The 25,740-nt window shown below is 73.0% G+C and carries 24 protein-coding genes and 2 tRNA genes; 8 read left to right on the forward strand and 18 right to left on the reverse strand.

Annotated elements, in window-relative coordinates; all coding sequences use genetic code 11:
• Positions 1–538 precede the first annotated feature (538 nt).
• Positions 539–763, forward strand: coding sequence for a hypothetical protein (locus V6U81_RS10180; protein WP_334487176.1), 225 nt, complete (start codon positions 539–541; stop codon positions 761–763).
• Between the two features lie 8 nt (positions 764–771).
• On the opposite strand, the gene V6U81_RS10185 is transcribed toward V6U81_RS10180, so the two are convergent.
• From V6U81_RS10185 to V6U81_RS10215, 7 genes are all read right to left on the reverse strand, one after another.
• Positions 772–1,569: a carbon-nitrogen hydrolase family protein gene (locus tag V6U81_RS10185; protein ID WP_334487179.1), complete on the reverse strand. Its 798-nt coding sequence runs from the start codon at positions 1,567–1,569 to the stop codon at positions 772–774.
• Positions 1,570–1,608: 39 nt separating this feature from the next.
• Positions 1,609–2,442 (reverse strand): EamA family transporter, encoded by an 834-nt coding sequence (locus V6U81_RS10190; RefSeq protein ID WP_334487181.1) that lies wholly within the window; start codon positions 2,440–2,442, stop codon positions 1,609–1,611.
• 109 nt (positions 2,443–2,551) lie between these two features.
• Entirely contained in the window at positions 2,552–3,847 is a 1,296-nt protein-coding gene (clpX, locus tag V6U81_RS10195) for an ATP-dependent Clp protease ATP-binding subunit ClpX (RefSeq protein ID WP_334487184.1), read from the reverse strand.
• A 211-nt stretch (positions 3,848–4,058) separates the two neighbouring features.
• Positions 4,059–4,721, reverse strand: a complete 663-nt coding sequence (locus V6U81_RS10200; RefSeq protein WP_030333536.1) for an ATP-dependent Clp protease proteolytic subunit — start codon at positions 4,719–4,721, stop codon at positions 4,059–4,061.
• A gap of 10 nt (positions 4,722–4,731) precedes the next feature.
• Positions 4,732–5,373: an ATP-dependent Clp protease proteolytic subunit gene (locus V6U81_RS10205; RefSeq protein WP_334457005.1), complete on the reverse strand. Its 642-nt coding sequence runs from the start codon at positions 5,371–5,373 to the stop codon at positions 4,732–4,734.
• Between the two features lie 170 nt (positions 5,374–5,543).
• Positions 5,544–6,896, reverse strand: coding sequence for a trigger factor (gene tig, locus V6U81_RS10210; RefSeq protein ID WP_334487207.1), 1,353 nt, complete (start codon positions 6,894–6,896; stop codon positions 5,544–5,546).
• Between the two features lie 148 nt (positions 6,897–7,044).
• Positions 7,045–7,118 (reverse strand) — tRNA-Pro (locus V6U81_RS10215).
• Between the two features lie 261 nt (positions 7,119–7,379).
• Between V6U81_RS10215 and V6U81_RS10220 the strand changes: the two genes are divergently transcribed.
• Positions 7,380–7,453, forward strand: a tRNA-Gly gene (locus tag V6U81_RS10220).
• Positions 7,454–7,742: 289 nt separating this feature from the next.
• On the opposite strand, the gene V6U81_RS10225 is transcribed toward V6U81_RS10220, so the two are convergent.
• Together V6U81_RS10225 and V6U81_RS10230 are read right to left on the reverse strand one after the other, a co-directional pair.
• The gene (locus V6U81_RS10225; protein WP_334487210.1) at positions 7,743–8,174 is read right to left on the reverse strand and encodes a hypothetical protein; all 432 of its coding nucleotides are present in this window, start codon (positions 8,172–8,174) and stop codon (positions 7,743–7,745) included.
• Between the two features lie 277 nt (positions 8,175–8,451).
• Positions 8,452–8,757 (reverse strand): aminoglycoside adenylyltransferase domain-containing protein, encoded by a 306-nt coding sequence (locus tag V6U81_RS10230; RefSeq protein ID WP_334487213.1) that lies wholly within the window; start codon positions 8,755–8,757, stop codon positions 8,452–8,454.
• Between the two features lie 235 nt (positions 8,758–8,992).
• Here V6U81_RS10230 and V6U81_RS10235 point away from each other — a divergent pair, with 235 nt between their 5' ends.
• The 3 genes from V6U81_RS10235 (at position 8,993) to V6U81_RS10245 (ending at position 13,191) form a co-directional block, all read left to right on the forward strand.
• A complete protein-coding gene (locus tag V6U81_RS10235; RefSeq protein ID WP_334487216.1) occupies positions 8,993–9,412 on the forward strand; it encodes a hypothetical protein in 420 nt (139 codons plus the stop codon).
• 103 nt (positions 9,413–9,515) lie between these two features.
• Positions 9,516–12,407, forward strand: coding sequence for an Hsp70 family protein (locus tag V6U81_RS10240; protein ID WP_334487219.1), 2,892 nt, complete (start codon positions 9,516–9,518; stop codon positions 12,405–12,407).
• Between the two features lie 184 nt (positions 12,408–12,591).
• Positions 12,592–13,191, forward strand: coding sequence for an alpha/beta hydrolase (locus V6U81_RS10245; RefSeq protein ID WP_334487221.1), 600 nt, complete (start codon positions 12,592–12,594; stop codon positions 13,189–13,191).
• Positions 13,192–13,218: 27 nt separating this feature from the next.
• Here V6U81_RS10245 and V6U81_RS10250 read toward each other — a convergent pair whose 3' ends face one another.
• Together V6U81_RS10250 and V6U81_RS10255 are read right to left on the reverse strand one after the other, a co-directional pair.
• Positions 13,219–15,102, reverse strand: a complete 1,884-nt coding sequence (locus V6U81_RS10250) for a propionyl-CoA synthetase (protein WP_334487223.1) — start codon at positions 15,100–15,102, stop codon at positions 13,219–13,221.
• 232 nt (positions 15,103–15,334) lie between these two features.
• Entirely contained in the window at positions 15,335–15,874 is a 540-nt protein-coding gene (locus tag V6U81_RS10255; protein WP_334487225.1) for a hypothetical protein, read from the reverse strand.
• Between the two features lie 111 nt (positions 15,875–15,985).
• On the opposite strand from V6U81_RS10255, the gene V6U81_RS10260 reads away from it, so the two are divergent.
• Both V6U81_RS10260 and V6U81_RS10265 read left to right on the forward strand, forming a co-directional pair.
• The gene (locus V6U81_RS10260; protein WP_334487227.1) at positions 15,986–17,221 is read left to right on the forward strand and encodes a GNAT family N-acetyltransferase; all 1,236 of its coding nucleotides are present in this window, start codon (positions 15,986–15,988) and stop codon (positions 17,219–17,221) included.
• Between the two features lie 51 nt (positions 17,222–17,272).
• Complete coding sequence (locus V6U81_RS10265) at positions 17,273–17,602, forward strand: hypothetical protein (RefSeq protein WP_334487230.1); 330 nt, start codon at positions 17,273–17,275, stop codon at positions 17,600–17,602.
• Between the two features lie 41 nt (positions 17,603–17,643).
• Here V6U81_RS10265 and V6U81_RS10270 read toward each other — a convergent pair whose 3' ends face one another.
• From V6U81_RS10270 to V6U81_RS10285, 4 genes are all read right to left on the reverse strand, one after another.
• Positions 17,644–18,111 carry a ribose-5-phosphate isomerase gene (locus V6U81_RS10270; RefSeq protein ID WP_334487233.1) on the reverse strand — a complete coding sequence of 156 codons (468 nt, stop codon included), beginning with the start codon at positions 18,109–18,111 and terminating at the stop codon, positions 17,644–17,646.
• 71 nt (positions 18,112–18,182) lie between these two features.
• Complete coding sequence (locus V6U81_RS10275) at positions 18,183–19,385, reverse strand: DUF1015 family protein (RefSeq protein ID WP_334487235.1); 1,203 nt, start codon at positions 19,383–19,385, stop codon at positions 18,183–18,185.
• Between the two features lie 70 nt (positions 19,386–19,455).
• A complete protein-coding gene (locus tag V6U81_RS10280) occupies positions 19,456–19,809 on the reverse strand; it encodes a hypothetical protein (RefSeq protein ID WP_334487238.1) in 354 nt (117 codons plus the stop codon).
• A gap of 173 nt (positions 19,810–19,982) precedes the next feature.
• On the reverse strand, positions 19,983–20,606 hold the full coding sequence (locus V6U81_RS10285) for a mycothiol-dependent nitroreductase Rv2466c family protein (protein ID WP_334487241.1): 624 nt from the start codon (positions 20,604–20,606) through the stop codon (positions 19,983–19,985).
• Between the two features lie 222 nt (positions 20,607–20,828).
• Between V6U81_RS10285 and pepN the strand changes: the two genes are divergently transcribed.
• Positions 20,829–23,375 (forward strand): aminopeptidase N, encoded by a 2,547-nt coding sequence (pepN, locus tag V6U81_RS10290; RefSeq protein ID WP_334487243.1) that lies wholly within the window; start codon positions 20,829–20,831, stop codon positions 23,373–23,375.
• 127 nt (positions 23,376–23,502) lie between these two features.
• On the opposite strand, the gene V6U81_RS10295 is transcribed toward pepN, so the two are convergent.
• From V6U81_RS10295 to V6U81_RS10305, 3 genes are read right to left on the reverse strand one after another with little or no spacing between them, the layout of a single operon-like run.
• Positions 23,503–23,916 (reverse strand): DUF5130 family protein, encoded by a 414-nt coding sequence (locus V6U81_RS10295; RefSeq protein WP_334487246.1) that lies wholly within the window; start codon positions 23,914–23,916, stop codon positions 23,503–23,505.
• Positions 23,903–24,202, reverse strand: a complete 300-nt coding sequence (gene ctaJ, locus V6U81_RS10300) for an aa3-type cytochrome oxidase subunit CtaJ (protein WP_477463181.1) — start codon at positions 24,200–24,202, stop codon at positions 23,903–23,905. Before ctaJ ends, V6U81_RS10295 begins: the two co-directional genes overlap by 14 nt.
• Positions 24,203–24,256: 54 nt before the next feature.
• The gene (locus tag V6U81_RS10305; protein WP_334487250.1) at positions 24,257–25,720 is read right to left on the reverse strand and encodes an amidase; all 1,464 of its coding nucleotides are present in this window, start codon (positions 25,718–25,720) and stop codon (positions 24,257–24,259) included.
• Positions 25,721–25,740: the final 20 nt, after the last annotated feature.

The following is a 25,740-nucleotide window of genomic DNA, read 5'->3' on the forward strand; positions in this document are numbered from 1 at the left end:
GGCTTATCAAGCACCCTGTTGAGTTCTCAAAGAACAACCACACACCATCCGAAAGCCCTACACCGTAGGACCCCCGTCCGGGGCAACTTCGCTAACCTACTCGGTCCGTCTCGCACTGTCAACCTCGAATCCGAGGTTTTCAACTTGATCCGGTCCGATCCACGCTGACGCACGCCGTATCCGGCGGTCGTTTCTGTCGTGGGAAGCCGCAGACCGGCCGATCGCCGCTTCGCGGCTATCCGCCCGGCTCCTGCCGGCTCTCGAACTCTACCCGGTCGGTTTCGCGAGCGCAACCCGATGTTCCGGATTGGTCGCACCGCCCGATCCTCAGTCTCGCTCGGCGTTTCCGCCACGATCCTGGCGCCCGTTCTCGGCCGGTTTGTCCGGCCTCCCGCGTGCAGAGAGAAAGTTACGCGGAGGCGTCCCGGAAGGCAAATCAAAGATCGTCGCTGGGATCACGGAGCCGGCGGCAGGGCCGCAGAGATCGACACGGGCCGGGCGCCGTTCATCGACACGTGGACGTGCCAGAGTGGCTGCCATGGATGAGGTGTCGCGCAACCCGACCGTCCCGCTCGCCGACGAGGCGCTGCTCGGACTGCTGCTGCCCTTCTGGCAGCTGGTGATCGGCGCGGTCGTACTCGTCGTGGTCGTGCTCTCGATCGGCCGGCTCGCCCGACGCGGTCGGTCCCGGATGACCACCGCGCTGCTGGTGACCGCCTCGGCAATCGTCGGCCTGGCGGTGGTCGGCGTGCTGTTGCAGTAGGAGGGCGCTCAGAGCCGGCGGTTGGCCAGGCTCGGCACCTCGGTACGGATCGTCCGCAGCCGGTCGAGGTCGAGGTCGACCACGGTCAGGCCGGGACCGTCCGGCACCTGGCCGAGCACCGTCCCCCACGGGTCGACCACCATGCTCCGCCCGAAACAGGTCCGCCCGGGGTCGTGGTCACCGGTCTGGCCGGCGGCCGCGACGTAGCACTGGTTTTCGATCGCACGGGCGCGCAGCAGCACCTCCCAGTGGTCCCGGCCGGTGTGCATCATGAACGCCGCCGGGACGACGAGCAGTTGGGCTTCCCCGTCCGTCGCCAGCTGCCGGTACAGCTCCGGGAAGCGGAGGTCGTAGCAGATGGAGAGGCCGACACGCAGGCCCTCGACGTCGACCACCACCGGCTGGTCCCCCGGGGCGACCGTCGCCGACTCCCGGTACGACACCCGGCCGGGGATCTCCACGTCGTACAGGTGGATCTTGCGATAGCTGGCGGCGAGCGCGCCGGAGCGGTCGAAGACCAGCGAGGTGTTCCAGGTGCGCGCCGGATCGGGACCGGCCTCGTGGAAGGAACCGGCGACCAGCCAGATGCCGAGCCGCTCGGCCACCCCGGCGAAGAACGTCCCGACCGTCCCGTCCACCGGCTCCGGCGCGGGCATCCGGCCGGCGTGCCCGAGGTAGTCGACGTACTCCGGGAGGACCGCCAGATCGGCGCCGGCCGCCGCGGCCCTTGCCAGCAGGGCCTCCGCCGCGGCCAGGTTGGCCGCGCGGTCGTCGCGGGCGTTGAGCTGGCAGACGGCGACGCGCATGGGGACCAGGGTACGGGCGGACCGCCGCCGGGGACAGGATCAGATGCTCGCCAGCACCAGGGCGCCGGCGGCGAAGCCGAGTCCCGCCAGCTGCACCGGGCGCAACCGCTCGCGGTCGACGGCGAGGGCCAGCAGCACCGTACTCGCCGGATAGAGCGCGGCGATGGCCGCCACCACGCTGAGGTGCCCACGGCCGGCAGCGGCCAGATAGAGCGCGTTCGCGGCGCTGTCCAGCAGACCCGCGGCCGCCGCCCAGCCGAGCACCCGGCGGTCCAGCCGCAGGCCGACGCCCGTACCGGCGGCGAGCGCGACCCCGAAGACGATCGAGCTGAGCCGGACCGCCGCCACCGGCCACATGCCGGCGTCGGCGTCGGCCTGGCCGAGCAGGGCGAAGAAGACGCCGAAGAGCCCGCCGGCTGCGAGCGCCAGACCGAGGATCCCGGTGGAGACCCGGCCCCGCACGCCACCATCGCCGAGGCTGACCAGCGCGATGGCGACCACGGCCAGCACCGCGCCGCAGAGCGCCAGGGTGCCCGGCGAGCGGGCGGTCACCAGCCCGGCGACGATCGGCACCACCGCGGCGGTGATCGCGGTGACCGGTGCGACCACGGCCATCATCCCGGCGGCGAGCGCCCGGTAGAGCAGCATCACGCCGGCCGCACCGGCGACGCCCGCACCGAGGCCCCAGGCCACGTCGACGGGGGTCGGGGTACCCGGCACCACGAGCACCAGCAGGAGCAGCAGCGGCACGCTCAACAGCTGCGACACCACCGTCACCGCGACGGGGTCGGCGCGGCGGGAGGCCTTGCCGCCGGAGAAGTCGGCCGTACCGAACGCGAGTGCGGACAGCGCCGCCAGCAGGATGGGGAACACCGGACGGTCCTACCAGACGGGTCGGGTCGGGGCCAGCGGGATCCCGGACGGACGGAAGCACGGCCACCCGGAGGCGGCCGTGCTTCCCGGACGAACTATGCGCCGGCGGTCAGGCCGACTTCTCCTCGCGGTCGCGGCGGGCCCGGCGGCCGGTGAACTCCCGCGGCACGATCGTCGGGTTGACGTTCTCGAGGACCACCTCTCGGGTGATCAGCACCCGGGCGGCGTCGGGGTTGCTCGGGACCTCGTACATCACGGAGAGCAGGACCTCCTCCATGATGGCGCGCAGGCCACGGGCGCCGGTGCCGCGGAGCATGGCCTGGTCGGCGATCGCCTCCAGGGCCGGCGGCTCGAACTCCAGCTCCACCCCGTCGAGCTCGAAGAGGCGCTGGTACTGCCGGACCAGGGCGTTGCGCGGCTCGGTGAGGATGCGCACCAGCGCGGAGCGGTCCAGGCTGCGGACGTTGGTGATCACCGGCAGCCGGCCGATGAACTCCGGGATCAGCCCGAACTTGAGCATGTCCTCCGGCATGACCTGGCTGAAGATGTCATCGGTCGACCGATCGGAGACCGACCGGAGCCGGGCGCCGAAGCCGGTGCCACCGTGCCCGGTGCGGGACTCGATGATCTGGTCGAGCCCGGCGAAGGCGCCACCGCAGATGAACAGCACGTTGGTGGTGTCGATCTGGATGAACTCCTGGTGCGGGTGCTTGCGGCCACCCTGCGGGGGCACGTTGGCCACGGTGCCCTCGAGCATCTTCAGCAGCGCCTGCTGGACACCCTCGCCGGAGACGTCCCGGGTGATCGACGGGTTCTCCGACTTACGGGCGATCTTGTCGACCTCGTCGATGTAGATGATGCCCGTCTCGGCGCGCTTGATGTCGTAGTCCGCGGCCTGGATCAGCTTGAGGAGGATGTTCTCCACGTCCTCGCCGACGTAACCCGCCTCGGTCAGCGCCGTGGCGTCGGCGATGGCGAACGGGACGTTCAGCATCCGCGCCAGGGTCTGCGCCAGGTGCGTCTTGCCGCACCCGGTCGGGCCGAGCAGCAGGATGTTGGACTTGGCCAGCTCTACGGCGTCACTGCCGGAGCCCGGCGCGCCGGCCGACTCGGCCTGGATCCGCTTGTAGTGGTTGTAGACCGCTACGGCGAGCGCCTTCTTGGCCTGGTCCTGGCCGACGACGTAGTTGTCGAGGAACTGGCAGATCTCCATCGGCTTGGGAAGCTCTTCCCACTTCACCTCGCCGGATTCGGCCAGCTCCTCCTCGATGATCTCGTTGCAGAGATCGATGCACTCGTCACAGATGTAGACCCCGGGGCCCGCGATCAACTTCTTGACCTGCTTCTGCGACTTGCCGCAGAAGGAGCATTTCAGTAGGTCGCCGCCGTCACCGATCCGTGCCACCTACGTTCTCCCTGCACTCGTCGACCGGAACGCCGGCCCTTACCTGCGGACGCCGCGCGCCCGTCCGTGGTGAATCCCACCGCCGGTCCGACCCGGCGCAGCGGTACAGACCCGACGTTACCCGCTGGCGGTGGTTTCTCCGACCCCCAAAACGGGTGTGTCAGAGGTCGGCCGGGAACCCTGCCCCGGCCGACCTCCGACCCGGTGTTGCTCAGCGAGCCGCGTTGGCGGCCAGCAGGCCCTTCTTGCGGCTGGTCAGAATCGTGTCGACCAGCCCGTACTCCTTGGACTCCTCGGCCGTCATGATCTTGTCGCGGTCGATGTCCTTGCGGACCTGCTCGATCGGCCGGTTGCAGTGCCGGGAGAGCATGTCCTCCAACTGGGTCCGCATCCGCAGGATCTCCCGGGCCTGGATCTCGATGTCCGAGCCCTGCCCGTAGCCGCCCTCGGTGGCCGGCTGGTGGATGATGATGCGGGAGTTCGGCAGCGCCATCCGCTTGCCCGGAGTACCGGCGGACAGCAGCACCGCCGCGGCGCTCGCCGCCTGACCCAGGCAGACCGTGGAGATGTCCGGCCGGACGTACTGCATGGTGTCGTAGATCGCCGTCATGGCGGTGAACGAGCCACCGGGCGAGTTGATGTACATGATGATGTCGCGGTCCGGGTCGGTGCCCTCGAGCGTCAGCAGCTGCGCCATCACGTCGTTGGCCGACGCGTCGTCCACCTGGACGCCGAGGAAGATGATCCGGTCCTCGAAGAGCTTGTTGTACGGGTTGGACTCCTTGACCCCGTACGACGTGCGCTCGACGAACGACGGCAGCACGTAGCGGTTGTGCACGGCCGCGAACTGGGGCGGCAGGCTCAGGTCGGTCATCGTCAGCTCCTCAGCTCAGGGTCCCGGCGCCATCCGGAACCTGGGCGGCCCCGATGATCACCTTGTCGATGAAGCCGTAGTCCATGGCCTCCTGGGCCGTGAACCAGCGGTCACGGTCGGAATCCGCCTCGATCTGCGCCTGGCTCTGGCCGGTGTGGTGGGCGACCCGCTCCTGGAACATCCGCTTGGTGTAGAGCATCTGCTCGGCCTGGATCGCGATGTCCGACGCGGTGCCGCCGAGGCCACCCGACGGCTGGTGCATCATGATCCGGGCGTGCGGCAGGGCGTAACGCTTGCCCTTGGTGCCCGCGCAGAGCAGCAGCTGGCCCATGGAGGCCGCCATGCCCATCGCCACGGTCGACACGTCGTTGTCGATGAACTGCATGGTGTCGTAGATCGCCATGCCGGAGTAGACCGAGCCACCCGGCGAGTTGATCCAGAGGTTGATGTCGCGGTCCGGGTCCTCCGCCGCGAGCAGCAGCAGCTGCGCGCAGATGCGGTTGGCGACCTGGTCGGTCACCTCGCTGCCCAGGAATACGATCCGCTCCTTGAGCAACCGGTTGTAGACCGAGTCGTCGAGGTTGCCAATGGTGTCGCCACCGCGGGCCTCGATCGCCCGGAGCGGCTTCGCTGGGATGTGCATGTCGGTCATGGCAGCCCTTCGCTCTCCGTACCGTCGTACCCGACATTAACCGCTCACCCGGGTGATCGACTCCCGGTCCGGGCACTGTTCGCTCTCAGCGCAGCTGCCCTCGGGACGTACCCGGAAAACGGTCGGCCGCCGTCCACCGCAACGGGCGGACGGCGGCCTACCGGGATCGGTCAGTGCTCGTGGTCGTGGTCGTGCGCCTGCTCGCTCTCGGCCCGCAGCGCCTCGAGGGTGACCTCGTTGCCGGCGGTGTCCTTGATCTTGATCTTCTCCATGACCGCGGCCAGCGCCTTGCCGCGACGGACGTCGCCGAAGACGGCGGCCGCCGCGCCGGAGCGGACCAGCTGGTCGTAGTACTGCTGCGGAGCCATCCCGGCACGCTGGGCCCGGTGGACGATCTCGTGACCGAACTCGTCGTCGGAGACCTGGATGTCCTCGGCGTCGGCCAGGGTGTCCAGCAGCAGCTGGATCTTGACGCCCTCGGTCGCCGCCTCGTTCAGCTCGGCGTCGATCTGCTCCTCGGTCTTCTCCTCGGCGGCGAGGTACTCCTCCAGCGAGGCGCCGATCCGCTCGAGCTGGTCGACCATCGCCGCCTTGCGGCTCTCGACCTCCTCGCGGACGACACCCTCCGGCGCCGGCACCTCGGCCGCCGCGACGAGCTGCTCGAGGGCCTTGTCCCGGGCGGCGTAGATCTGCTCGACCCGCTTGCCCCGGGTGACCCGCTCGCGCACGTCGTCGCGGAGCTCGGCGATGGTGTCGAACTCGCTCGCCATCTGGGCGAAGTCGTCGTCCAGCTCCGGCAGCTCCTTCTCCTTGACCGTGCGGACGGTCACGGCCACCTCGGCGTCCCGGCCGGCGAAGTCGCCGCCGACGAGCTGGGTGGTGAAGGTGGTGCTCTCACCGGCGGCCAGGCCGACCACGGCCTCGTCCAGCCCCGGCAGGAGCTGCTTGCTGCCGACCTCGTGCGAGATGTTGCTCGCCGAGCCGCCCGGCACGTCCTCGCCGTCGACGGTGGCGTTCAGGTCGATCTGGACGTAGTCGCCGTCCTGGGCGGCCCGCTCGACGGTCTTCAGGGTGGCGAACCGCTCGCGCAGGCTCTTGACCTGCTCGTCGATCTCGCTGTCGTCGATCTGCAGCTCGTCGACGGTCACCTCGACGGTGGCCGGGTCGGGCAGGGTGATCTCCGGGCGGACGTCGACCTCGGCGGTGAAGTTGAGCGAGTCACCGTCGTTGAACTCGGTGATCTCGACCTCCGGGCGGCCGAGCGTCTTCAGGTCGTGCTCGCGGACCGCGGCCAGGATGTTCTGCGGGATGGCCTCCTGCACCGCCTCGTTGAGGACGGTGCCCCGGCCGACCCGCTGGTCGATCACGGCCGTCGGCACCTTGCCCCGGCGGAAGCCGGGAACCTGGACCTGCGAACCGATCTCGCGGTACGCCTTCTTGAGGCTCGGCTCGAGCTCGACGAACGGCACCTCGATGGCGAGCCGCACGCGCGTCGGGCTCAGAGTCTCGACGGTGCTCTTCACAGGCGTACTCCTTGACGGATATCAGTTTGATTCTGGGCGTGGATTCAGCGCATCGAGTGTAGGCGAGCCGACGTGCTGCTCCGGCAGCGCCCGGGTACCGCGCGGGAAAAACGGCGGCATTCCGGGCGAGCCGGCCCGCGAACGACTGTCGGGGTGGCGGGATTTGAACCCACGGCCCCTCGCTCCCAAAGCGAGTGCGCTACCAAGCTGCGCCACACCCCGTGGCGACCAGAAGTGTATGACGTCGGCACCCGGCGGAGGTGCCGGGGAGGCACCCAACGCGCCGAACCCGCCCGAACCGGACATCGCCGCGCGTTCCGGCGTGGTGGTTGAAGGCGGCAGCTCGGGCTCCCGCTCCGGTGCGGCCACGCTTTCCGGGCGCGTTGACCGGATCGTGGCGGGGCGGTGCGGGACGACGCCTGTGCGCGCGGGAGCGAGGGGACCGGGTAGGCTGTCGGCGCGCCCCGCGCTGTCGGGGTGCACGCGGGCGTAGCTCAATGGTAGAGCTTCAGTCTTCCAAACTGATTACGCGGGTTCGATTCCCGTCGCCCGCTCCACTCAAGAAGGCCCAGGTAGACCGCATGATCGCGGCACCTGGGCCCTTCCACCTCTCCCCCATGTTCGATCTTGCGTGCCATCCGCGTGCCATTCACGGCCGGCGGCGGCCATCTCCGGCGATGCGGCGGTCCATCGCCTGGGCGATCTCACGGTCACGCTCGCTGGTGGCGTCCTGGTAAATCAGAGCCGCGCGCATGGTCGTGCCCCATGCGGTGCATGAGCTCCCGGTGCTTGCCCGACGAGGAGATCCGCTCTCCGAAGCCCTGGCAGCCGGTGAGGGAGCCGCGCCTATGGGTGGTCCAGGGGAGGGAGGTTCACGTGCTCGCCAAACGGCTCGATGGATCCATCCCAACCGTTCCAACCCTGTTGGGTGATCTGCCCGTCAGCGTAGGTGTATGACCAGCGGGCACCGTCCTCGCCCTCGATATGGACGATTCCCGAGCGAACGAACGGCGCAATCGCGACGTAGAAGGCCGTCGCCTGGTCCGACCACTTGGGGTCACCCTCGTCGTCGTACCCGAACTCGATCCAGTCTCCGTCGCGGATGATTGAGGCTCCGGCCGCCTCCGCCATGTCGGCCAGCGTGTCATTCGACGGAAACGCATCCGGCTTGTACCAACCACCTCGTCCAGCCATGGCGGCTTGGACAGCGGCGACCGCAGCGACGTCGTCCGACTCCGGGAGGTTCAGACGGCCTGAAGGCATCACCAGGTACCCCACGGCGGGCACCCTACAACGGTCGATGCCCACCGGCCACAGGCGGTTGACTCTCCACCTCAGGAGTAGGCCGAGTGGCCGGCGGGACCTATCTGCCGGCTCCCCATAGGAATGTCGGATGGTGGCGTGCCAACTACGTGCCAGTAGCCAGTGCCCCGAGCGGGCATGAGCTGTGACTCACTCCGATGCAACGAGCAGGCGTTCCAGGCCTTCCCACGGCGGTGATCTTCGTACTCCCCCGCTTCCCGCCTCCCGGCGGGGAGATCCGCACGGCCAGGAATCAGCTGCCGAAGCGACGCCAGGCGTCATCGGCCACCGCGTTGACGCTGTCGCCTGCGATGACGACGTCTGTGGCGGTGAACTCCTCCGTCTCGCCCGCGCGCCAGCGGATCGCCCGGTGCGCGAGATCGGCGTACTCGGGGAACAACTGCGCGAGGTACTCGCCTGCCGCGGCCTTGGAGGTGATGTCACCGTGGGCCAGCGTGTAATGCAGCCGCGCGGGTCCGAGCACGAACCAGGGGACGATCTTGCCGTCCATCACCGCGTCGGGGGCCAACCCGGCCAGCTCCGACGGGAACGTCGCCACCGTCGACCGTGTCGACGTCGCTGGCGCCGGGCTGCCAGGCGCCGAGCGCGGCGGACCCCACGACGTAGAGGCTTCGCACGTAGCCGGGCAGTGCCTGATCAACCGCGCGAAGATAGCCCCGCGTCAGGTCGTGGATCATGAAAGTGACCGTAGCAACTGGACGTCGACACCAGAGTCCCCCTGACCGGCCCCGACGGGACGGCGGGACCGGTGGCGGCTGACTAGCATGCCGGCCATGACGACCGCCGATGCGGAGCTGACCGCCGCGCCACCCCCGCCGAGCGTCCTGGCCCGTACGCAGTTCGCGCTGGCAGGCGTCTACGCCGCCGCCATCGCCGCCGCCCTCGGCCGGGCCGCGTCGTTCTCCGGGCACCTCTATCTGCCCCGACAGGGGGACGAGGCCACCGGCAACGCCGACCTCTGGCCGGGCCTCTGGGGGCCGGTGGCACTGCTCATGATCATCGCGATCGGCGTGCTGCCCATCGTCGCCATGATGACGGCCCTCGTCGCCGTCGCCCGGCTCGTCACCGCCCGGGTACGGGGTGGGGCCGCGTACCCGCGGAGTTTGCTGGTGAGCACGGTCCTCGCCGTCCTCGTCGTCGCCTCGTGGACGACGCCGTTCGTGCAGACACTGCACGGCTGGTTGCTCGACTAGCCGCTCCGGCCAGCTCCGCCGGGCCGGACCGGTCGGCCGGGCGGGCGGCGAGGGCTGCGTACGATGCGGGCCGGGCATCCCCTCGCCACGGAGGTATCGACGGATGGCAGGCCAGCAGGACGGGTTCGCCCTCGGCGTCGACCTCGGCACGTCCAACACGGTGGCCGTGCTGCGCTGGCCGGACGGGCGGACCCGACCGCTGCTCGTGGACGGACACCCGGTCCTCCCGTCCGGCGTGTACGCCGACGTGGACGGCCAGCTGCACGTCGGCCGGGACGCGCAACGGCTGGCGCAGGCCGACCCCGCCCGGTACGAGCCGAGCCCGAAGCGCCGGGTCGACGAGCCGTCCGTGCCGCTGGGCGTCCAGTCGTACACCCCGGCTGAGCTGCTCGCGGCGACCCTGTGGACGGTGGCGGAGGCAGCGGTCGCCGCCACCGGCTTCCTGCCCCCGGCGGTGGTCACCTACCCGGCGGCCTGGGAGGCGCCGCGCCGGCAGGTGCTCTCTGACGCGCTCGCCCTGGCCGGCTGGCCGTCGGCCGCCGAACACACCATGTCCGGCCCGGTCCCGCCGGGAACCCGGCTGCTCCGGGAGCCGGTGGCCGCGGCCCGCTACTTCACCGAGGTGCTGCGCCGCCCGGTGCCGGTGGGCGGCGCGGTGGGGGTCTTCGACTTCGGCGGCGGCACGCTGGACGTGGCGGTCGTCCGCAACGAGGGCGCCGACCCGTGGGGCGACTCGGGCTTCACCGTCGTCGCCACGGGTGGGATGGCCGACCTGGGCGGCCTGGACCTGGACGCCGCTCTGGTCGGTCGGCTCGGCGAGCTGGTCGGCGACGCGTACCCGGAGCAGTGGGCCCGGCTGACCCACCCGGAGACCACCACCGGCTGGCGGGACCGCCAGCAGCTCTGGGACAACGTACGCGGGGCGAAGGAGATGCTCTCCCGGGCGACCAGTGCCCCGGTCGCGGTGCCCGGCGTGGAGACCGCCGCCCGGCTCACCCGGGCCGACCTGGAACGCCTCGCCGCTCCCCTGCTCGCCCGGGCCGTCACCGAGACCCGCCGGGTGATCGCGGAAGCGGGGCTGGCCCCGGAGCAGCTCGCCGGGCTGTTCCTGGTCGGCGGCTCCTCCCGGATCCCGCTGGTCGCCCGGATGCTCCACGCCGAGCTGGGCGTCGCGCCGACCGTGCTGGAACAGCCCGAACTGCCGGTGGCCGAGGGGGCGCTCACCGACCTGCCGCTGCCCCGGCGGCCCGGCCGTCCGGCTCCGGCCGCGCCGCCGGCGCCGCCCGTCGCCGACGGGCCGGCGGTCGCCAACGGGCCCGGGCACGTCGGGACGACGGTCGCCGCGACACCGGGGCAGTCGGCCGCGCCGCCCGCGCACCCCGGCGCGACGCCGGCCGGCACCCCCGTACCCGCCGGGTCACTCCCTGCCGGCCCGCTCGGCACCCTGGTCGCCGAGCCCTGGCCGACACCGCCCGGCACCCACGCCGCGTCGGGGGGCGGGTACGGCACGCCGCCCGGCACGCACGCCGCAGCGCCGGGCGGGTACGCCGGGCCGCCGCCCGTGCCCGCTCAACCGGCGCCGCCCGGTCACGGGCCGGGGGCGTACCCGGGTGGCGGCGTACCCGGAAAGGGGCTGGCCGGGCGCGGACGGCGGACGCTCTGGATCGCCCTCGGCGCGGGCCTGGCACTGGCCGGCGTGGTGACCGCGACGGCGCTCTGGTTCACCCGCGACCGCTACCCGGCGCTGGAGTTCCACACCCTGCGCCAGGTGGCCCGCCCGGCGGCCGGGGCGGAGCGGGCCTCGGCGATGTTCACCGCGGTCGTCGGCGACCGGGCCTACCTCGCCCACCAGCTGCCCGACGACCGGCTGGAGGTGGTGGCCGTCGACGCCGCCACCGGCGAGGAGGCCTGGCGGCGCACCACAGCATCGGGCGCGGGGCGCTGGGCCGGGATCCGCGCGGTGCCCGGCGCGGTCGCGGTGATCGCCGACGAGGCCGGGGACAGCACCCCGCGGGACGTGGTGGTGCTCGACGCCGGCTCCGGTGCGGAACGCTGGCGACACCCGATCCATGGGGACGACGCGCTCTTCTTCACCGCGGACACCGCGGTGTGGCTCGACCGCGCCGGTGGCCGGCTGGTCGGGTTGCGGCTGCGCGACGGTCGGCGGGAGTGGGCACAGGCCAACCCGCGTAACGACTACGGGGACCTGCGGACCACGGTGCTGGCGGTCGGCTCGGCCGAGGCGGTGAGCGGGCCCGCCCAACTGGACGGGAGCCCGCGTGCGCCGTGGCTCGGCGAGGCCGACCGGCTGGTCCAGGTGGGCGCCGACCGGTCGGTCCGGGTGCTCGACATGGACAGCGGCCGGGTACTCCGCCGCCGGCCCAACGTCGCCGACGTCGGCGACCCGGTGGCCGCGTACGGCGACCGGCTGTACGTCACCGCGGAGGACAGCGGATACCGGCTGCTGGCGTACGACCTGGGCAGCCTCGCCGAGCCCTCGGTGCTCTACACCGCGCCCGACGACCGGCGCCGGCCGAAGTCGCTGGTCGCCTGCGGTGAGCACCGGGCCTGCCTGCTGGAGGTGCCGGCCGGCGACGCGGACGGCACCGAGGTGGTGGCCGCGACCGAGGGGAAGCCCGCCGCGCGCTGGCCGGCGCCGGACGCCGAGGATCTGCTGCCGCTCGGCGAGCACCTGCTCGCCCGGACCACCTCGCCGAAGGCGACCGTCACCCTCTTCGACCCCACCGGCAAGCGGCTGCTCGCCGACCGCACCGGCGTGGCCGGCCGGGTCGACGCCGGCAACCTGCTGGTCTTCGCCGACTCGCCCAGCACGGTCGAGGACGACCGCAGCGTCGCCGGGGTGTCGGCCTCCGGGGCGCTGGTGGAGATGGGACAGCTGGAGAACGTCCGCAGCGCGTCGTGTTCCTGGAACACTGAGGTGATCGCCTGCGGGGCGGAGAAGGACTTCGTCCTGTACGGGTTCGCCGGCGACTGACCACGGGTTTCCCCGGGGCGGCCCGGGGAAGTGCCGCAGCCCACTGTTGGCGTACGACAGGAGGTGCGGAGCCGTGCCCGAGCCAGCCGAAGCCGCCAGTCGGCGCGGTCGTCTTCGCCGGCCGAGCCGCGACGGTCGGCCCGTCCCTGACGCCGCCGCTTCCGCGCGTACGGGCCTCAACCCGGTGGTCCTGGGCAGCCGGCGGCTCGGCCTGTGCCACCTCCCGCCCGAGCCACCCGAGCGGCTGGTGCTGCTGCTGCACGGGGCGGGCGGCTCCCCCGCCCAGGGACTGGGCCTGCTGACCGCGTACGCCGACGAGCGGCGCCTGGCACTGTTCGCCCCACAGTCCGTCGGCCCCACCTGGGACGCGATCGGCGGACGGTACGGGCCGGACGTCGCCCTCATCCAGGTCGGGTTGGACCAGGTGGGCACGTGGCTGCCGCCCGACGGCATCCCGACGGCAGTGGGCGGGTTCTCCGACGGAGGCTCCTACGCGCTGTCGTTGGGGCTGATCAACGGGGACGTCTTCGACGCGGTCCTCGCCTTCTCTCCCGGCTTCATGGCGCCGACCTCCACCACCGGGGTGCCGTTCTGTTTCGTCTCCCACGGCCGCGACGACCCGATCCTGCCCATCGACCGGTGCAGCCGCCGGGTCGTCGCCGCGCTCCGGACCGCCGGCTACCCGGTGCAGTACCACGAGTTCGACGGCGGCCACGAGGTGCCACCGGCCGTGGCGACCGAGGCGCTCGACTGGCTCTCCACCCGGCCCGCGGCCACCGCCTGACCCACGCGGCACCCCCGGGCACCCAGCTCAATCCACGGCCGCGCCCAGGTCGCGGAAGACCGCCAGCGTCGACGGGTCGTCGATGGTGGGCGGGACCGGCTCGTCGCGCCCCTCCACCAGGCCGCGCATGGTCCGGCGGAGGATCTTGCCGGAGCGGGTCTTCGGCAGCGCCGGCACGACGGTCACCCGGCGGAACGCGGCCACCGGGCCGATCCGCTGCCGGACCAGTCCGACCAGTTCGTCGGTGAGCACTTCCGGGTCGACGTCGGCACCGGCCTTGAGCACCACGTACCCGCTGGGCACCTGGCCCTTGAGCGGGTCGGCGACGCCGATCACCGCGCACTCCGCCACCGCCGGGTGGCCGGCCAGCACCTCCTCCATCGCCCCGGTGGAGAGCCGGTGGCCGGCCACGTTGATCACGTCGTCGGTGCGGCCCATCACGAACAGGTAGCCGTCGGAGTCGAACCGGCCGCCGTCACCGGTCAGGTACCAGCCGGGGAAGGTGGACAGGTAGGAGCGGACGTACCGCTCGTCGTCACCCCAGAGGGTGGGCAGGCAGCCGGGCGGCAGGGGCAGCCGAATCACGATGGCGCCGTCCGTGCCGGCCGGCACCTCCTCGCCGCGCCCGTCCAGCACCCGCACGTCGTACCCGGGGACCGGCACCGACGGTGAACCAGGCTTCAGCGGCAGCGGCTCCAGCCCGCGCGGGTTCGCCGCCACCGGCCAGCCGGTCTCGGTCTGCCACCAGTTGTCCACCACCGGCACGCCGAGGGTGGCCGACGCCCACTCCCAGGTGTCCGGGTCGAGCCGCTCCCCGGCGAGGAAGAGGGTCCGCAGGCTCGACAGGTCGTACCGGCCGGGCAGCTCGCCGGCCGGGTCCTGCCGGCGGATCGCCCGGATCGCGGTGGGCGCGGTGAAGAGCGCGGCCACCCGGTGCTCGGCGATCACCCGCCAGAACGCCCCCGCGTCCGGGGTGCCGACCGGCTTGCCCTCGTACAGCACGGTGGTGGCGCCGGTGAGCAGCGGCGCGTACACGATGTAGGAGTGGCCGACGACCCAGCCCACGTCGGACGCGGCCCAGAAGACGTCCCCCGGCCCGATGCCGTAGACGTTCGTCATCGACCAGCGCAGCGCCACCGCGTGCCCGCCGTTGTCCCGGACCACGCCCTTCGGCCGGCCGGTGGTGCCGGAGGTGTAGAGGACGTAGAGCGGGTCGGTGGCGGCCACCGGCACACAGTCGGCCGGCTCCGCGCCGTCCAACGCCTCCGCCCAGGTCAGGTCCCGACCCGGGGTCAGGGTCGCCGGGTGCTGCGGCCGCTGCACGATCACGCAGTGGTCGGGCGTGTGCGTCGCCTCGGCCAGCGCCTCGTCGAGGATCGGCTGGTACGGCACGACCCGGTCCGCCTCAATGCCGCAGGAGGTGGCGACCACCACCTTCGGGCGGGCATCGTCGAGGCGTACCGCCAGCTCGTGGGCGGCGAAGCCGCCGAAGACCACCGAGTGGACCGCGCCGATCCGGGCGCAGGCGAGCATCGCCACCACCGCTTCCGGCACCATCGCCAGGTAGAGCAGCACCCGGTCGCCCCGGCCCACACCGAGTCGGCGCAGCGCGCCCGCGAACCGGGCGGTGGCGTCGCGCAGTTCGGCGTAGGTGTACGTGCGGTTGGTGCCGGTGACCGGGCTGTCGTAGATCAGCGCCGGCTGGTCACCCCGGCCGGCGTCGACGTGCCGGTCCAGCGCGTTGTGGCAGGTGTTCAGCTCCGCGTCGGGGAACCAGCGGTACAGCGGCGCGGCGCTGTCGTCGAGGATCCGCTCGGGCGGCCGGGACCAGTCGATCTCCCGGGCCGCGTCCCGCCAGAAGCCGTCGGGGTCGGTGAGGCTCCGCTCGTACGCCGATCGATACGCACCCATGCCGCCATGCTCGCCGCCCGGACCCGGCCGGCACGACGGCCGGACGGTCCCGGTGCGCCGGAAGCACCGCGGGCGTCGCCGAGCGGCGGCCCCGGCCCGACGGACGGCGCCCGCATGTCGTTTTTGCCCGACGGCGGACACGGAGGGGCACGGCGGCACCCACTGAGGTCCGGGCCTGGCCCGGGCGGGCGCGCGAGGGCAGGCCGGCCGGTGAGGCCCGCCCGGGCGGGCCTCACCGGCCGGTGACGAAGTTCCAGGCTTCGACGACCCACTCGGTCTGCTGCAGGTAGGCGATCCCGACCCCGACCAGGAAAACGGCCGTGACCAGGTGCGCACCCCGCGCGCTGCGCCGGACCCGGCCCAGTTGCCGCTCCAGCACCACCCGGCCGAGCAGCCGGGACAGCGCGAAGAGGCCGACCGCGACCAGCAGGCTCAACACGAAGGTCAGCAGCGGGGCGGCCAGGTCACCCCGGCCGGAGATCGCCCAGATCCCCCAGCAGACGAACGCGAAGAGCGCGCCGGCCACGCTCCACTCGCCGCCGCGCCGCAGCTGCGCCAGGTGCCAGCTCATCGGCCGGCGGGGCGCCGACGGCTCGGACCAGGTCCGCTCGTCGGCGTCCACCACCGGGAACGGCTCGGTCCGCGGGACACGCGGCTGGCCGACCGAGGCGACGCCCCGGCGGAAGCCGTCCCGCTGCGGCGGCACCTCGACACCCGGCTGCGGCGGCACCTCGACGGTCCGCTCCGCCCACGGTTGTGTCTGGTCTGCCATCTCGTGTCCTCCCCAGAACCGGCGCCGGCCGTCGGCCGAACCGCCGCCTTCGAGGGTAGCCAGCCCGCAAACAGGTCGCCGCCCCGCGCACCGATCGGCTAGACAGATGCGATGACCGACACCACACCGGCCGTGCGGGTCCCCGGGCCGGAGGACTTCGACGCCATCGCCGACCTGATGGGTGACGCCTTCCACTCCCCCTTCGACGCGGAGACCCGCGAGGTGGAGCGGGGGATCTTCGAGCCGGAACGATCACTGCTGGCCCGGGACGGCGACACCCCGGTGGCGCACGCGGCGGCGTTCACCCGGGCGCTGACCGTGCCGGGCGCCACGGTGCCGGCCGCGCACGTGACGATGGTCGCGGTGGCCGCCACGCACCGGCGGCGTGGGCTGCTCACCGCGCTGATGCGACGCCAGTTGCGGGAGATCCTCGACGCCGGCCGGGAGCCGGTCGCGGTGCTCTGGGCCAGCGAGGGCCGGATCTATCCCCGGTTCGGCTACGGCCTGGCCGCGCAGCGGCTGACCATGGACTGCCCGGCCACCACCGAGCTGCGGCTGCCGGAGCCGGCGTCCGCGCCGGGCACGCTGCGCCTGGCCGAGCCGGCCGCGTGCCAACCGGAGCTGGCCCGACTGTACGACCGGCTGCGCCCCGGCCGCCCGGGCTGGTCGAGCCGGGACGAGCGCTGGTGGCGGTACGTGCTCAGCGACCCCGGATCGCAGCGCGGCGGGGCGACCGCCCGGCGGGTGCTGCGCCACGACGGGCCGGACGGCCTGGACGGGTACGCGCTGTTCCGCACCGCCGCGGAATGGGACGCGAGCGGCCCGAGGGGACAGGTCCGGGTGGACGAGGTGGTGGCCGCCACACCGGAGGCGTACCTGGCGATCTGGCGCACCCTGCTCTCGGTGGACCTGACCCGACGGCTCTCCTTCACCCGGGGAGCGCTGGACGAGCCGCTGCTGCGCCTGGTCGACGAGCCGCGCCGGCTCGGCGCCCAGCTGGTCGACGCGCTCTGGGTCCGGGTGGTGGACGTGCCGGCCGCGCTGTCCGGCCGCCGGTACGCCACCGCGGTGGACGTGGTGATCGAGGTGGCCGACCCGCTGCTGCCGGAGAACACCGGGCGGTGGCGGCTGACCGGCGGCCCGGACGGGGCCACCTGCCTGCGCACCGACGATCCGGCGGAGCTGGCCTGCGACGTCCGTTGCCTCGGCGAGCTCTACCTGGGTGGCGCCGGGCTGACCGCGCTGGCCGCCGCCGGCCGCGTCCGCGAACTGCGGCCGGGGACGCTCGCCACGGCCGGCCCGGCCTTCGGCTGGCACCGGGCACCGGCGGCGATGGAGATCTTCTGACCCCCGCCCGACCCCGGTGCCGGCCGGGGTCGGGGGCGGTACGGTCGACTGATGGCGGATGCGGAGCGACGGCGGCGCCGGCTGCGGCACCAACCCGACGGCGGGGCCGGGGAGGATGACGGCCCGACGGCCGCCACGGCCGAGGTGCACGACGGGATGCCGACCCCCCGGGCCCGGCGCGGCGGCGGCGCGGACGACAGTGAGCGGGGACTGCGGGGCCTGGTCGGCTCCGGCTCCTCACAGGTGGGGGTCACCGCGGCGCTGCGCGCCCGGGACGCGGCCCGGCCGACCGACGAGGACCTGGCCGAGGCGGAGGCCCGTCTGGTGATCGTCCGGCGCAACTGGGTGCCCCGCGAGGACCTGCCCCGCTCGGGCCGCTGAGCCGGCGGGCCGGCCCACAACGGGCCGGCCCGGTCACGAGGTCAGGGCAGGTCGGGCAGCGCCCGGGTGCGCTCGTACTCGGCGACCTGGGCGATCCGGCGGGAGTGCCGCTCGTTGCCGGAGAACGGCGTGGTGAGGAACGCCTCGACGATGGCGGTGGCCTCGTCCAGGGTGTGCTGGCGGGCGCCGACGGCCACGACGTTGGCGTCGTTGTGCTCGCGGCCCAGCTGGGCGGTCTCGATGTTCCAGGCGAGCGCCGCCCGGACGCCGGAGACCTTGTTGGCGGCGATCTGCTCGCCGTTGCCGGAGCCGCCGATGACCACACCGAGGCTGCCCGGGTCGTTGACCACCCGGTCTCCGGTGTGCAGGCAGAAGGCCGGGTAGTCGTCGTCGGGGTCGAAGACGTGCGGGCCGACGTCGACCAGCTCGTACCCCTGCTTGGCCAGATGGTTGGCCAGGTGCACCTTCAACTCGAAACCGGCGTGGTCGGATCCCAGGTAGACGCGCATACCGCGCAGTCTGTCAGGCCGCGCCCCGGCACACCGCGCGGGCGGCGTACCGGGGCGGATTCGTCACAGCCTCAGCGGGGCAGCTCGGCGACGACCAGGCCGCCGCGCGCCTTCGGGGTGAACCAGGTGCTCTTGCGGGGCATCTTCTCCCGAGCCAGGTTGACCGCGACGAAGTCGTCCACGGTGACCGGCGCGATGAGCACGGCCAGCGCGGCCCGGCCGGCGTCGACCTCGCCGGTGAGCCAGCTCGCCGGGTAGTCGCCGCCGACGTAGGTGATCCGCTTGTCGCCCGGGTCGAGGCCCAGCGCGTCGCGCAGCAGCAGCCGCTCGACCAGGGCGTGGTCGAGGTTCTCCAGCCGGGCGGCACCCTCGTCGCGCGGCAGGGTGACCGCGTACCCCTGGCCGGAAAGGCGGAGGTGCACGGTGCCGCCGGCCGACGGGACGTCGACCGGGCCGTCGATCGGAGAGATCTCGGCGCCGGCGGCGCGGAGTCGCTCGAGCAGCTCGTCCGGCGTGCTGGTCAGCTCGCTGACCAGCCGGTTGTACGGCTGGATGGCGACCGAGGCCGGCGTGGTGACCACGGACAGGAAGCGGGACAGGCCGCCGGTCTGCGCGGCGAGGCTGCGGTGGTTGCCGTCGGCGACCACCAGCTCGCCGCCGCCCGCGAGGGCGGTCAGCTCGTCCTGCTCCGGCCCGGGGCCGAGCAGCCAGATGGCGTGCGTCCGCCCGGCCTGGTCGATGTCGGTCGCGGCGGGCGCGCCGGCCGACTCGGTCGCCGCCGCCAGCGCGGCGTGCAGCTCGTCGCCGCGACCGGTCTGGAGCAGGAGTACGGGCGAGAGCAGGTGCCCGAGCGCCTCGGCCAGGGCGACCCGCTCGCGCACCTTGGCGATGAAGACGTCCTCGTTGCGGATGACCAGGCCGGGCTCGTCGGCGCTGGTGGAGATCTGGTCGGTGTCCACCATGGCCCAGAGCCCGTACGCGGACTCCTCCCCCGGCGCGCTGATCCGGTAGAGGACCACCACCTGCTCGGCCGGGGTGTAGCTGCCGTCGGCCTTCGCCTCGGCGAGCCGGGCCACCGCGTCTCCGAGCGCGTCGAGGAAGGACTTCCCGAGGCTCTCCGGCGCCCGGTGGGGCATCTCGATGCCCAGGGCACTGTGCGGGTTCGCCTCGATGATCGCGGTGATCTCCGCGTCGTCGGCGAACTCGTCGTAGTTCTGCGCGCCGGTGCCGCCAGTGGTGATCCAGGCCCGGGCGATCGGATGCACGACCGTCATGGGAGGTGACGCTACCGGCGGCGGAGGCCCGGACGACGGCGACCCCGCGCGGGTCCACCAGATGAACCGGTCAGCCCCGCTCGGCCGTACCCCGGGCCCGACGGTGTCGCCCGGTCGGGCCGGGGGCGGGCGCGGGACGGCCGGCCGGCGCGGTGCCGGCCGGGCCGAGGGTGCGGACGGCCCCGCCACCCGCGGCGGTCGGGCGGGCCGCCACCGCACCGGGCGGGGTGGCCCGGGAGGTGACGGGGACCCGGGCGACGCCGACCACGATCGGCGAGGCCAGCAGGTCGACCATGTCGGCGGGAAGGGTCGGGCTGACCGTGGGCCAGGGGCAGCCGGCGACCGACCAGTAGGTGGCGCGGACGTCGGGCGCCCCCTCCCCGGTCGACGGATCGTCAGCTAACGGGCGGCGGTGCTTGGCCATCGGGAATGCCTCCGGGCAGCCGGGTGCGGCCACTGCGGGTGGCCGCTGCGCTGGACACCGGGTGAAACGACCCCGCGTGCGGGAGGGTGACGCCCCGCCTTCCCGGGCCGGGTGGCCACGGACGGCACCGGGCCCGCCGGCGGAGGCCGACGGGCCCGGACGTGGGCGGCGGGTCAGTCGAAGATCGGGCCGAGCTCGCGGGAGCGCTTGAGCTCGTAGAAGCCCGGGGTGCCGGCGACCAGGAGGACGCCGTCCCAGAGCCGGCCGGCGGCCTCGCCCTTCGGGGCCGGGGTGATCACCGGGCCGAAGAAGGCGACCTTGCCGCCGTCCGGACCGGGGGCGTGGATGACCGGGGTGCCCACGTCGGTGCCGACCGGCCGCATCCCGGCCTCGTGGCTGGCCCGCAGCGCCTCGTCGTACGCGGTCGACTCGGCGGCGTCGGCGAGCGCCGGGTCCAGCCCCACCTCGGCGAGGGCGGCGGTGAGCAGCTCCCGGCCGAGCGGCTCCTTGCCCAGGTGGATGCGGGTGCCCAGGGCGGTGTAGAGCTTCGCCAGCACCTCGGGGCCGTGCGCCTGCTCGACCGCGATGCAGACCCGGACCGGGCCCCAGCCGCTCTTCATCAGTTCCTGGTACTGCTCGGGCAGGTCCCGGCCCTCGTTGAGCACGGAGAGGCTCATCACGTGGAACGCGATGTCCAGCTCCCGGACCTTCTCCACCTCCAGGAGCCAACGGGAGGTGATCCAGGCCCACGGGCACAACGGGTCGAACCACATGTCGACGGTGACACGCTCGGTCACGGTGGAGTCCCTTCACGACGGGGTGCGTCGGTGACCCGACGCCTCTGTCACCGATCCTCACCCCGGACGGCATCGACCGGCAGCGGAATGAGAGCGTGACCTCGACCACCGCGGGGCGTCGGTGCATGGAAGACTCGGCTCGGGCCGGCCGTCACGAGCGGCGGGCGGGGCTGGCGCAGCCGCGACGCAGCAATAGTGGGATGGAGACGAACAGTGCCGGGAGTGCGCAACCTGACCCAGGTGGAGGCCACCGAGCGGGCCCGCCTGCTCGAGGTGACCGGGTACGACATCAACCTGGACCTGTCGACCGCCGTGCAGGCCGAGGGCCGCACGTTCCGGTCGGTGACCGAGGTCCGGTTCCGCTGCACCGAGCCGGGCGCCAGCACCTTCATCGAGACCGCCGCCGAGTCGGTGCGCTCGGCGACGCTCAACGGCGTCGAGGTCGACCTCGCCGGCTGGTCCGCCGAGAAGGGCCTGGCGCTGACCGGCCTGGCCGCGGAGAACACCCTGGTGGTGGACGCCGACTTCGGTTACTCCAACAGTGGGCAGGGCCTGCACCGCACGGTGGACCCGGTCGACGGGGAGACCTACCTATACAGCCAGTTCGAGACGGCCGACGCGCAGAAGGTCTTCGCCTGCTTCGACCAGCCCGACCTGAAGAGCGTCTACACCTGGCACGCCACCGTCCCGGAGCACTGGCGGGTGGTGTCCAACATGCCGGTAGAGCGCGAGGAGCCGGCCGGCGAAGGCCTCAAGACCGTCCACTTCGTCGAGTCGGCGCGGATGAGCACCTACATCACCGCGCTCTGCGCCGGGCCGTACCACGAGGTGCGGGACAGCCACGACGGCATCGACCTGGGCGTGTTCTGCCGGGCGTCGATGGCGCGGTACCTGGACTCGGACGACCTGTTCCTGATCACCAAGCAGGGCTTCGACTTCTTCCACGAGAAGTTCGGGGTCCGCTACCCGCTGCCCAAGTACGACCAGCTCTGGGTGCCGGACTTCAACGCCGGCGCGATGGAGAACTTCGGCTGCGTCACGCACGCCGAGTCGCACTACATCTTCCGCTCGCAGGTCACCGACTTCGAGTACGAGCAGCGGGCCAACACGATCCTGCACGAGCTGGCGCACATGTGGTTCGGTGACCTGGTCACCATGCGCTGGTGGAACGACCTGTGGCTCAACGAGTCGTTCGCCGAGTGGGCCAGCCACTGGTGCAACACGCACGCCACCCGGTTCTCCGACGCGTGGACGACCTTCCTGTCGATCCGGAAGAACTGGGGCTACCGGCAGGACCAGCTCTCCTCCACCCACCCGGTCTACTGCGAGATGCCGGACCTGGAGGCCGTCGAGGTCAACTTCGACGGCATCACGTACGCCAAGGGCGCCAGCGTGCTCAAGCAGCTCGTCGCGTACGTGGGCGAGGAGCCGTTCCTGGCCGGCCTGCGGGCGTACTTCGGCAAGCACGCCTGGGGCAACGCCACCTTCGACGACCTGCTCTCCGAGCTGGAGACCGCCTCCGGCCGGGAGCTGCGCAAGTTCGCCGCGCAGTGGCTGGAGACCGCGCAGGTCAACACGGTGCGCCCCGAGGTCGTCATCGGCGCGGACGGCACCTACGAGCAGGTGCTGGTCCGCCAGGAGGCCCCGGCCGGGCACCCGACGCTGCGTACCCACCGGATCGGCGTGGGCCTCTACGACCTGACCGACGGCCGGTTGGTCCGCCGGGAGCGGGTCGAGGTCGACGTGACCGGGGAGCTGACCGAGCTGTCGGTGCTGCACGGCAAGCCCGCCGCCGACGTGCTGCTGCTCAACGACGACGACCTGACCTACACGAAGCTGCGGCTGGACGAGCGGTCGATGGCCACCGTGGTGCAGCACATCGCCGGCTTCGACTCGTCGCTGGCCCGGGCGCTGTGCTGGACCGCCGCCTGGGACATGGTCCGCGACGCCGAACTGTCGGCCCGCGACTACGTGGCGCTGGCGCTGGCCGGGCTGCCCGCTGAGACCGACATCAACCTGGTCACCGCCACCCTGCGGCAGGCGAGCACCTCGCTCACCTTCTACGCCGACCCGGCGTGGGCGCCGACCGGCTGGGCCGAGCTGGCCAGGACGGCGAAGGACGCGCTGACGAACGCCGAGCCGGGCAGCGGCTTCCAGCTCGCCTGGGCCCGCGCGTACGTCTCGGCCGCCCGGTCGGACGAGGACCTGGCGACGCTGCGCGGCTGGCTCGACGGCACCGGCGTGCCGGCCGGCCTGACCATCGACACCGAGCTGCGCTGGGCCATCCTCCAGTCGGTGGTGGCCAACGGGGCGGCGGGCGCCGCCGAGGTCGAGGCCGAGCTGGCCGCCGACCGCACGGCCAGCGGCGAGCGGGAGGCGGCGTACGCGCACGCGCTGGTCCCGACGGCGGAGAACAAGGCCGCCGTGTGGGCGGAGCTGACCGGCCCGGAGTCGCTGCCCAACTGGCGCAACCGGGCGCTGCTCCAGGGCTTCACCCACCAGACGCAGGTGGAGCTCACCGCGCCGTACCGGGAGAAGTACTTCGCCACGGTGGCCCAGATCTGGGCGCAGCGGGACAGCGAGCCGGCGCAGGAGTTCGTGCAGCTCGCGTACCCGGCGTACCTGGTCGCGGAGGAGACGGTGGCGGCCACCGACGCGTGGCTGGCCGGCGACGGCCACCCGGCGTCGCTGCGCCGGCTGGTCGCCGAGGGCCGTGACGGTGTCGTCCGGGCCCTGAAGGCCCGCGCGAAGGACGCCCAGAGCGCCTGAGCATCGGTACGCGGCCCGGGGCCGGCGTGGGTGGGAGCCCGCGCCGACCCCGGGCCGTTATCGCTGAGGAACGCGAAAGCCCGGCCCGCGCGAGGCGGACCGGGCTTCGTCGTACGAGCGGGTGGGCTCAGCCCTTGCCGGCGTGGCTGGCGAGCTGGTCGAGGCCCTGAATGATGCCGCCGGCCAGGTCGCCGCCGCCGAACGAGGCGACCATGCTCAGCGCGGCGAGCTTGGCGTACGTGTCGGGGATGCGCTTGCGCGCGTACCGGCCGGTGACGACCTCCAGCTGGCGCTGGTTGGGCGAGACCGCGATCAGCACGGACCTGTCGGGTTCGGCGAGCTGGCGGTGCAGCCGCTCGGCGTGCTCCCGGATCGGCTCGTCGAGGCCGCCGACATAGACCGAGAAGACCAGACCGGTCCCCTGGTCGGCCAGGCGGAGCGCCTCGTCGATGCGGAGCAGCTGACGGGTCGAGAACGGCCCGTCGAGCACGTCGGGCGGGGTGTCCGTCCCGGCCTCGGCCCGCTTCTCACCAACGGTCACTTGCGCCTCCGGTTCCACCGGCCGGCGCCTCGATGCCGGCCTTCTCCTGCTTGTGGCTGGTCAGCGCCGGTGCCTGCGCGCCGGCGGCCAGGGCGGTGCCGGCCGAGTCGGCCAGCTGCTCCGGACGGCCCAGGAACCAGACCGGAGTGAAGTCGAAGCGACGGCCCGGCCGGTAGCGCTTGGCGCCGCCGCCGCCACGGTTGGCGGCGAACACCATCCCGGTGATCAACAGCACCACGGCCGCCGGGATGCCGACGAAGATCAGCAAAGTCTCAGTGACAGACAATCCCAACGCCCCCAGGCGGAAAGAGAGACCAGAACATCCGGTTCGGGTGGAAGATCATTCTGTCGACCCCCCGACTCCGCTGCCATTCACGTTAGCGGAGTCGACGCCCCGCCAGATTGCGGGGTGCCGATCCCATCCGTCACTACAGTCTTCCAGTTGCGCTGCGGTGGCGAGCAGTCGGGCGTCGTCGCCGTACCGACCGGTCAGCAGGACCCCGACGGGCAGGTCCGTCGCGGTCCGCCCGATCGGCAGGGAAACGGACGGTTCGCCCGTGACGTTGAAGATGGCGCAGTACGGCGAGAATCGGCGCTGCCGGTCGAAGTCGGCCGCCGGGTTCCCGTCCTCGGTGAACCAGCCGACCGGGGCCTGCGGCGCGGCGAGGGTGGGGCAGAGCAGCAGGTCGCAGCCGGCGGTCCGGTGGGCGCCGAGGCGTACCTGGGCCTGGAGTTCGCCGAGGGTGGCCAGCAGCGCGCCGGCGCCCACGGCCGCGCCGCGGGAGCGCAGCAGCCGGGTCAGCGGCAGCAGCTCGGCCTCCCGCTCGGGCGGCACCGGGGCGAGCGCGAGGACGTACCAGACGGTCTCGAAGAGCGGCCACGCCGCCGGCCCGAGCGGCGGGTCGACCTCGACCACCTCGTGGCCGGCGGCGGTGAGCAGCGCCGCGGCCCGGTCCACGGCGGCGACGCAGTCGGGGTGGACCGGGCCGTCGGCGAGCATCGGGGCGGTGAACCGGCCGATCCGGAGCCGGCCGGGCGCGGCCCGGCGGGCCACGCCGAGGTAGCCGCCGTCCGGACGGGGCGGCGGGAGGTAGGGCTCGCCGGGCACCGGCACCGCCATCGCGTCGAGCAGCGCGGCGACGTCGGCGACCGTACGCCCGATCGGTCCGTTGGTGGGCAGGCCGAACGCGCCGAAGCCGAGCGGGCCGCTGGAGACCAGGCCACGGCTGGGCTTGTAGCCGACGAGGCCGCAGAGCGAGGCGGGGATGCGCAGCGAGCCGCCGCCGTCGGAGCCCTGCGCCACCGGCACCAGGCCGGCCGCCACCGCGGCGGCCGCGCCGCCGCTGGACCCGCCGGCGGTGTACGCGAGGTCCCACGGGTTGCGCGCCGGCGGCGCGACCAGCCCCTCGGAGTAGAGCGAGCAGCCCAGCTCCGAGGTGGTGGTCTTGCCGAGGCTGACCAGGCCGGCGGCGGTCATCAGCCGGACCACGTCGGCGTCGATCGGCGGGACGAAATCGGCGAAGGCGGCCGAGCCGAACGTGGTGCGCACCCCGGCGGTGAGGGTCAGGTCCTTGATCGCGGTCGGTACGCCGTGCAGCGGGCCGCGCTCGTCGGCGGGTGTCGCGTCGGCGACCCGGGCGGCGGCGAGCGCCCGCTCGGCGGTGACGGTCACGAACGCCCCGACGGTGTCGCCGAGCGCGTCGACCCGGTGCAGGTGGTGCGCGACCAGCTCGGCGCTGGACAGCTCGCCCCGGCCGATCGCGGCGGCCTGCTCCAACGCGGTCAGGTCGTGCGGCTCGGCCATCCCGTCATCCTGCCCGCTCG

The organism is Micromonospora lacuserhaii (assembly GCF_036902735.1).
GTDB lineage: Bacteria > Actinomycetota > Actinomycetes > Mycobacteriales > Micromonosporaceae > Micromonospora.

Excerpts from the sequence above, each read along its gene's own strand:
- V6U81_RS10275 (WP_334487235.1), bottom strand. The coding sequence starts at position 19,385 with ATGACGGTCGTGCATCCGATCGCCCGGGCCTGGATCACCACTGGCGGC.
- V6U81_RS10180 (WP_334487176.1), top strand. The coding sequence starts at position 539 with ATGGATGAGGTGTCGCGCAACCCGACCGTCCCGCTCGCCGACGAGGCG.
- V6U81_RS10280 (WP_334487238.1), bottom strand. The coding sequence starts at position 19,809 with ATGGCCAAGCACCGCCGCCCGTTAGCTGACGATCCGTCGACCGGGGAG.
- V6U81_RS10235 (WP_334487216.1), top strand. The coding sequence starts at position 8,993 with ATGACGACCGCCGATGCGGAGCTGACCGCCGCGCCACCCCCGCCGAGC.
- V6U81_RS10270 (WP_334487233.1), bottom strand. The coding sequence starts at position 18,111 with ATGCGCGTCTACCTGGGATCCGACCACGCCGGTTTCGAGTTGAAGGTG.
- V6U81_RS10305 (WP_334487250.1), bottom strand. The coding sequence starts at position 25,720 with ATGGCCGAGCCGCACGACCTGACCGCGTTGGAGCAGGCCGCCGCGATC.
- V6U81_RS10250 (WP_334487223.1), bottom strand. The coding sequence starts at position 15,102 with ATGGGTGCGTATCGATCGGCGTACGAGCGGAGCCTCACCGACCCCGAC.
- V6U81_RS10255 (WP_334487225.1), bottom strand. The coding sequence starts at position 15,874 with ATGGCAGACCAGACACAACCGTGGGCGGAGCGGACCGTCGAGGTGCCG.
- V6U81_RS10265 (WP_334487230.1), top strand. The coding sequence starts at position 17,273 with ATGGCGGATGCGGAGCGACGGCGGCGCCGGCTGCGGCACCAACCCGAC.
- V6U81_RS10240 (WP_334487219.1), top strand. The coding sequence starts at position 9,516 with ATGGCAGGCCAGCAGGACGGGTTCGCCCTCGGCGTCGACCTCGGCACG.
- V6U81_RS10200 (WP_030333536.1), bottom strand. The coding sequence starts at position 4,721 with ATGACCGACCTGAGCCTGCCGCCCCAGTTCGCGGCCGTGCACAACCGC.
- V6U81_RS10205 (WP_334457005.1), bottom strand. The coding sequence starts at position 5,373 with ATGACCGACATGCACATCCCAGCGAAGCCGCTCCGGGCGATCGAGGCC.
- V6U81_RS10185 (WP_334487179.1), bottom strand. The coding sequence starts at position 1,569 with ATGCGCGTCGCCGTCTGCCAGCTCAACGCCCGCGACGACCGCGCGGCC.
- V6U81_RS10260 (WP_334487227.1), top strand. The coding sequence starts at position 15,986 with ATGACCGACACCACACCGGCCGTGCGGGTCCCCGGGCCGGAGGACTTC.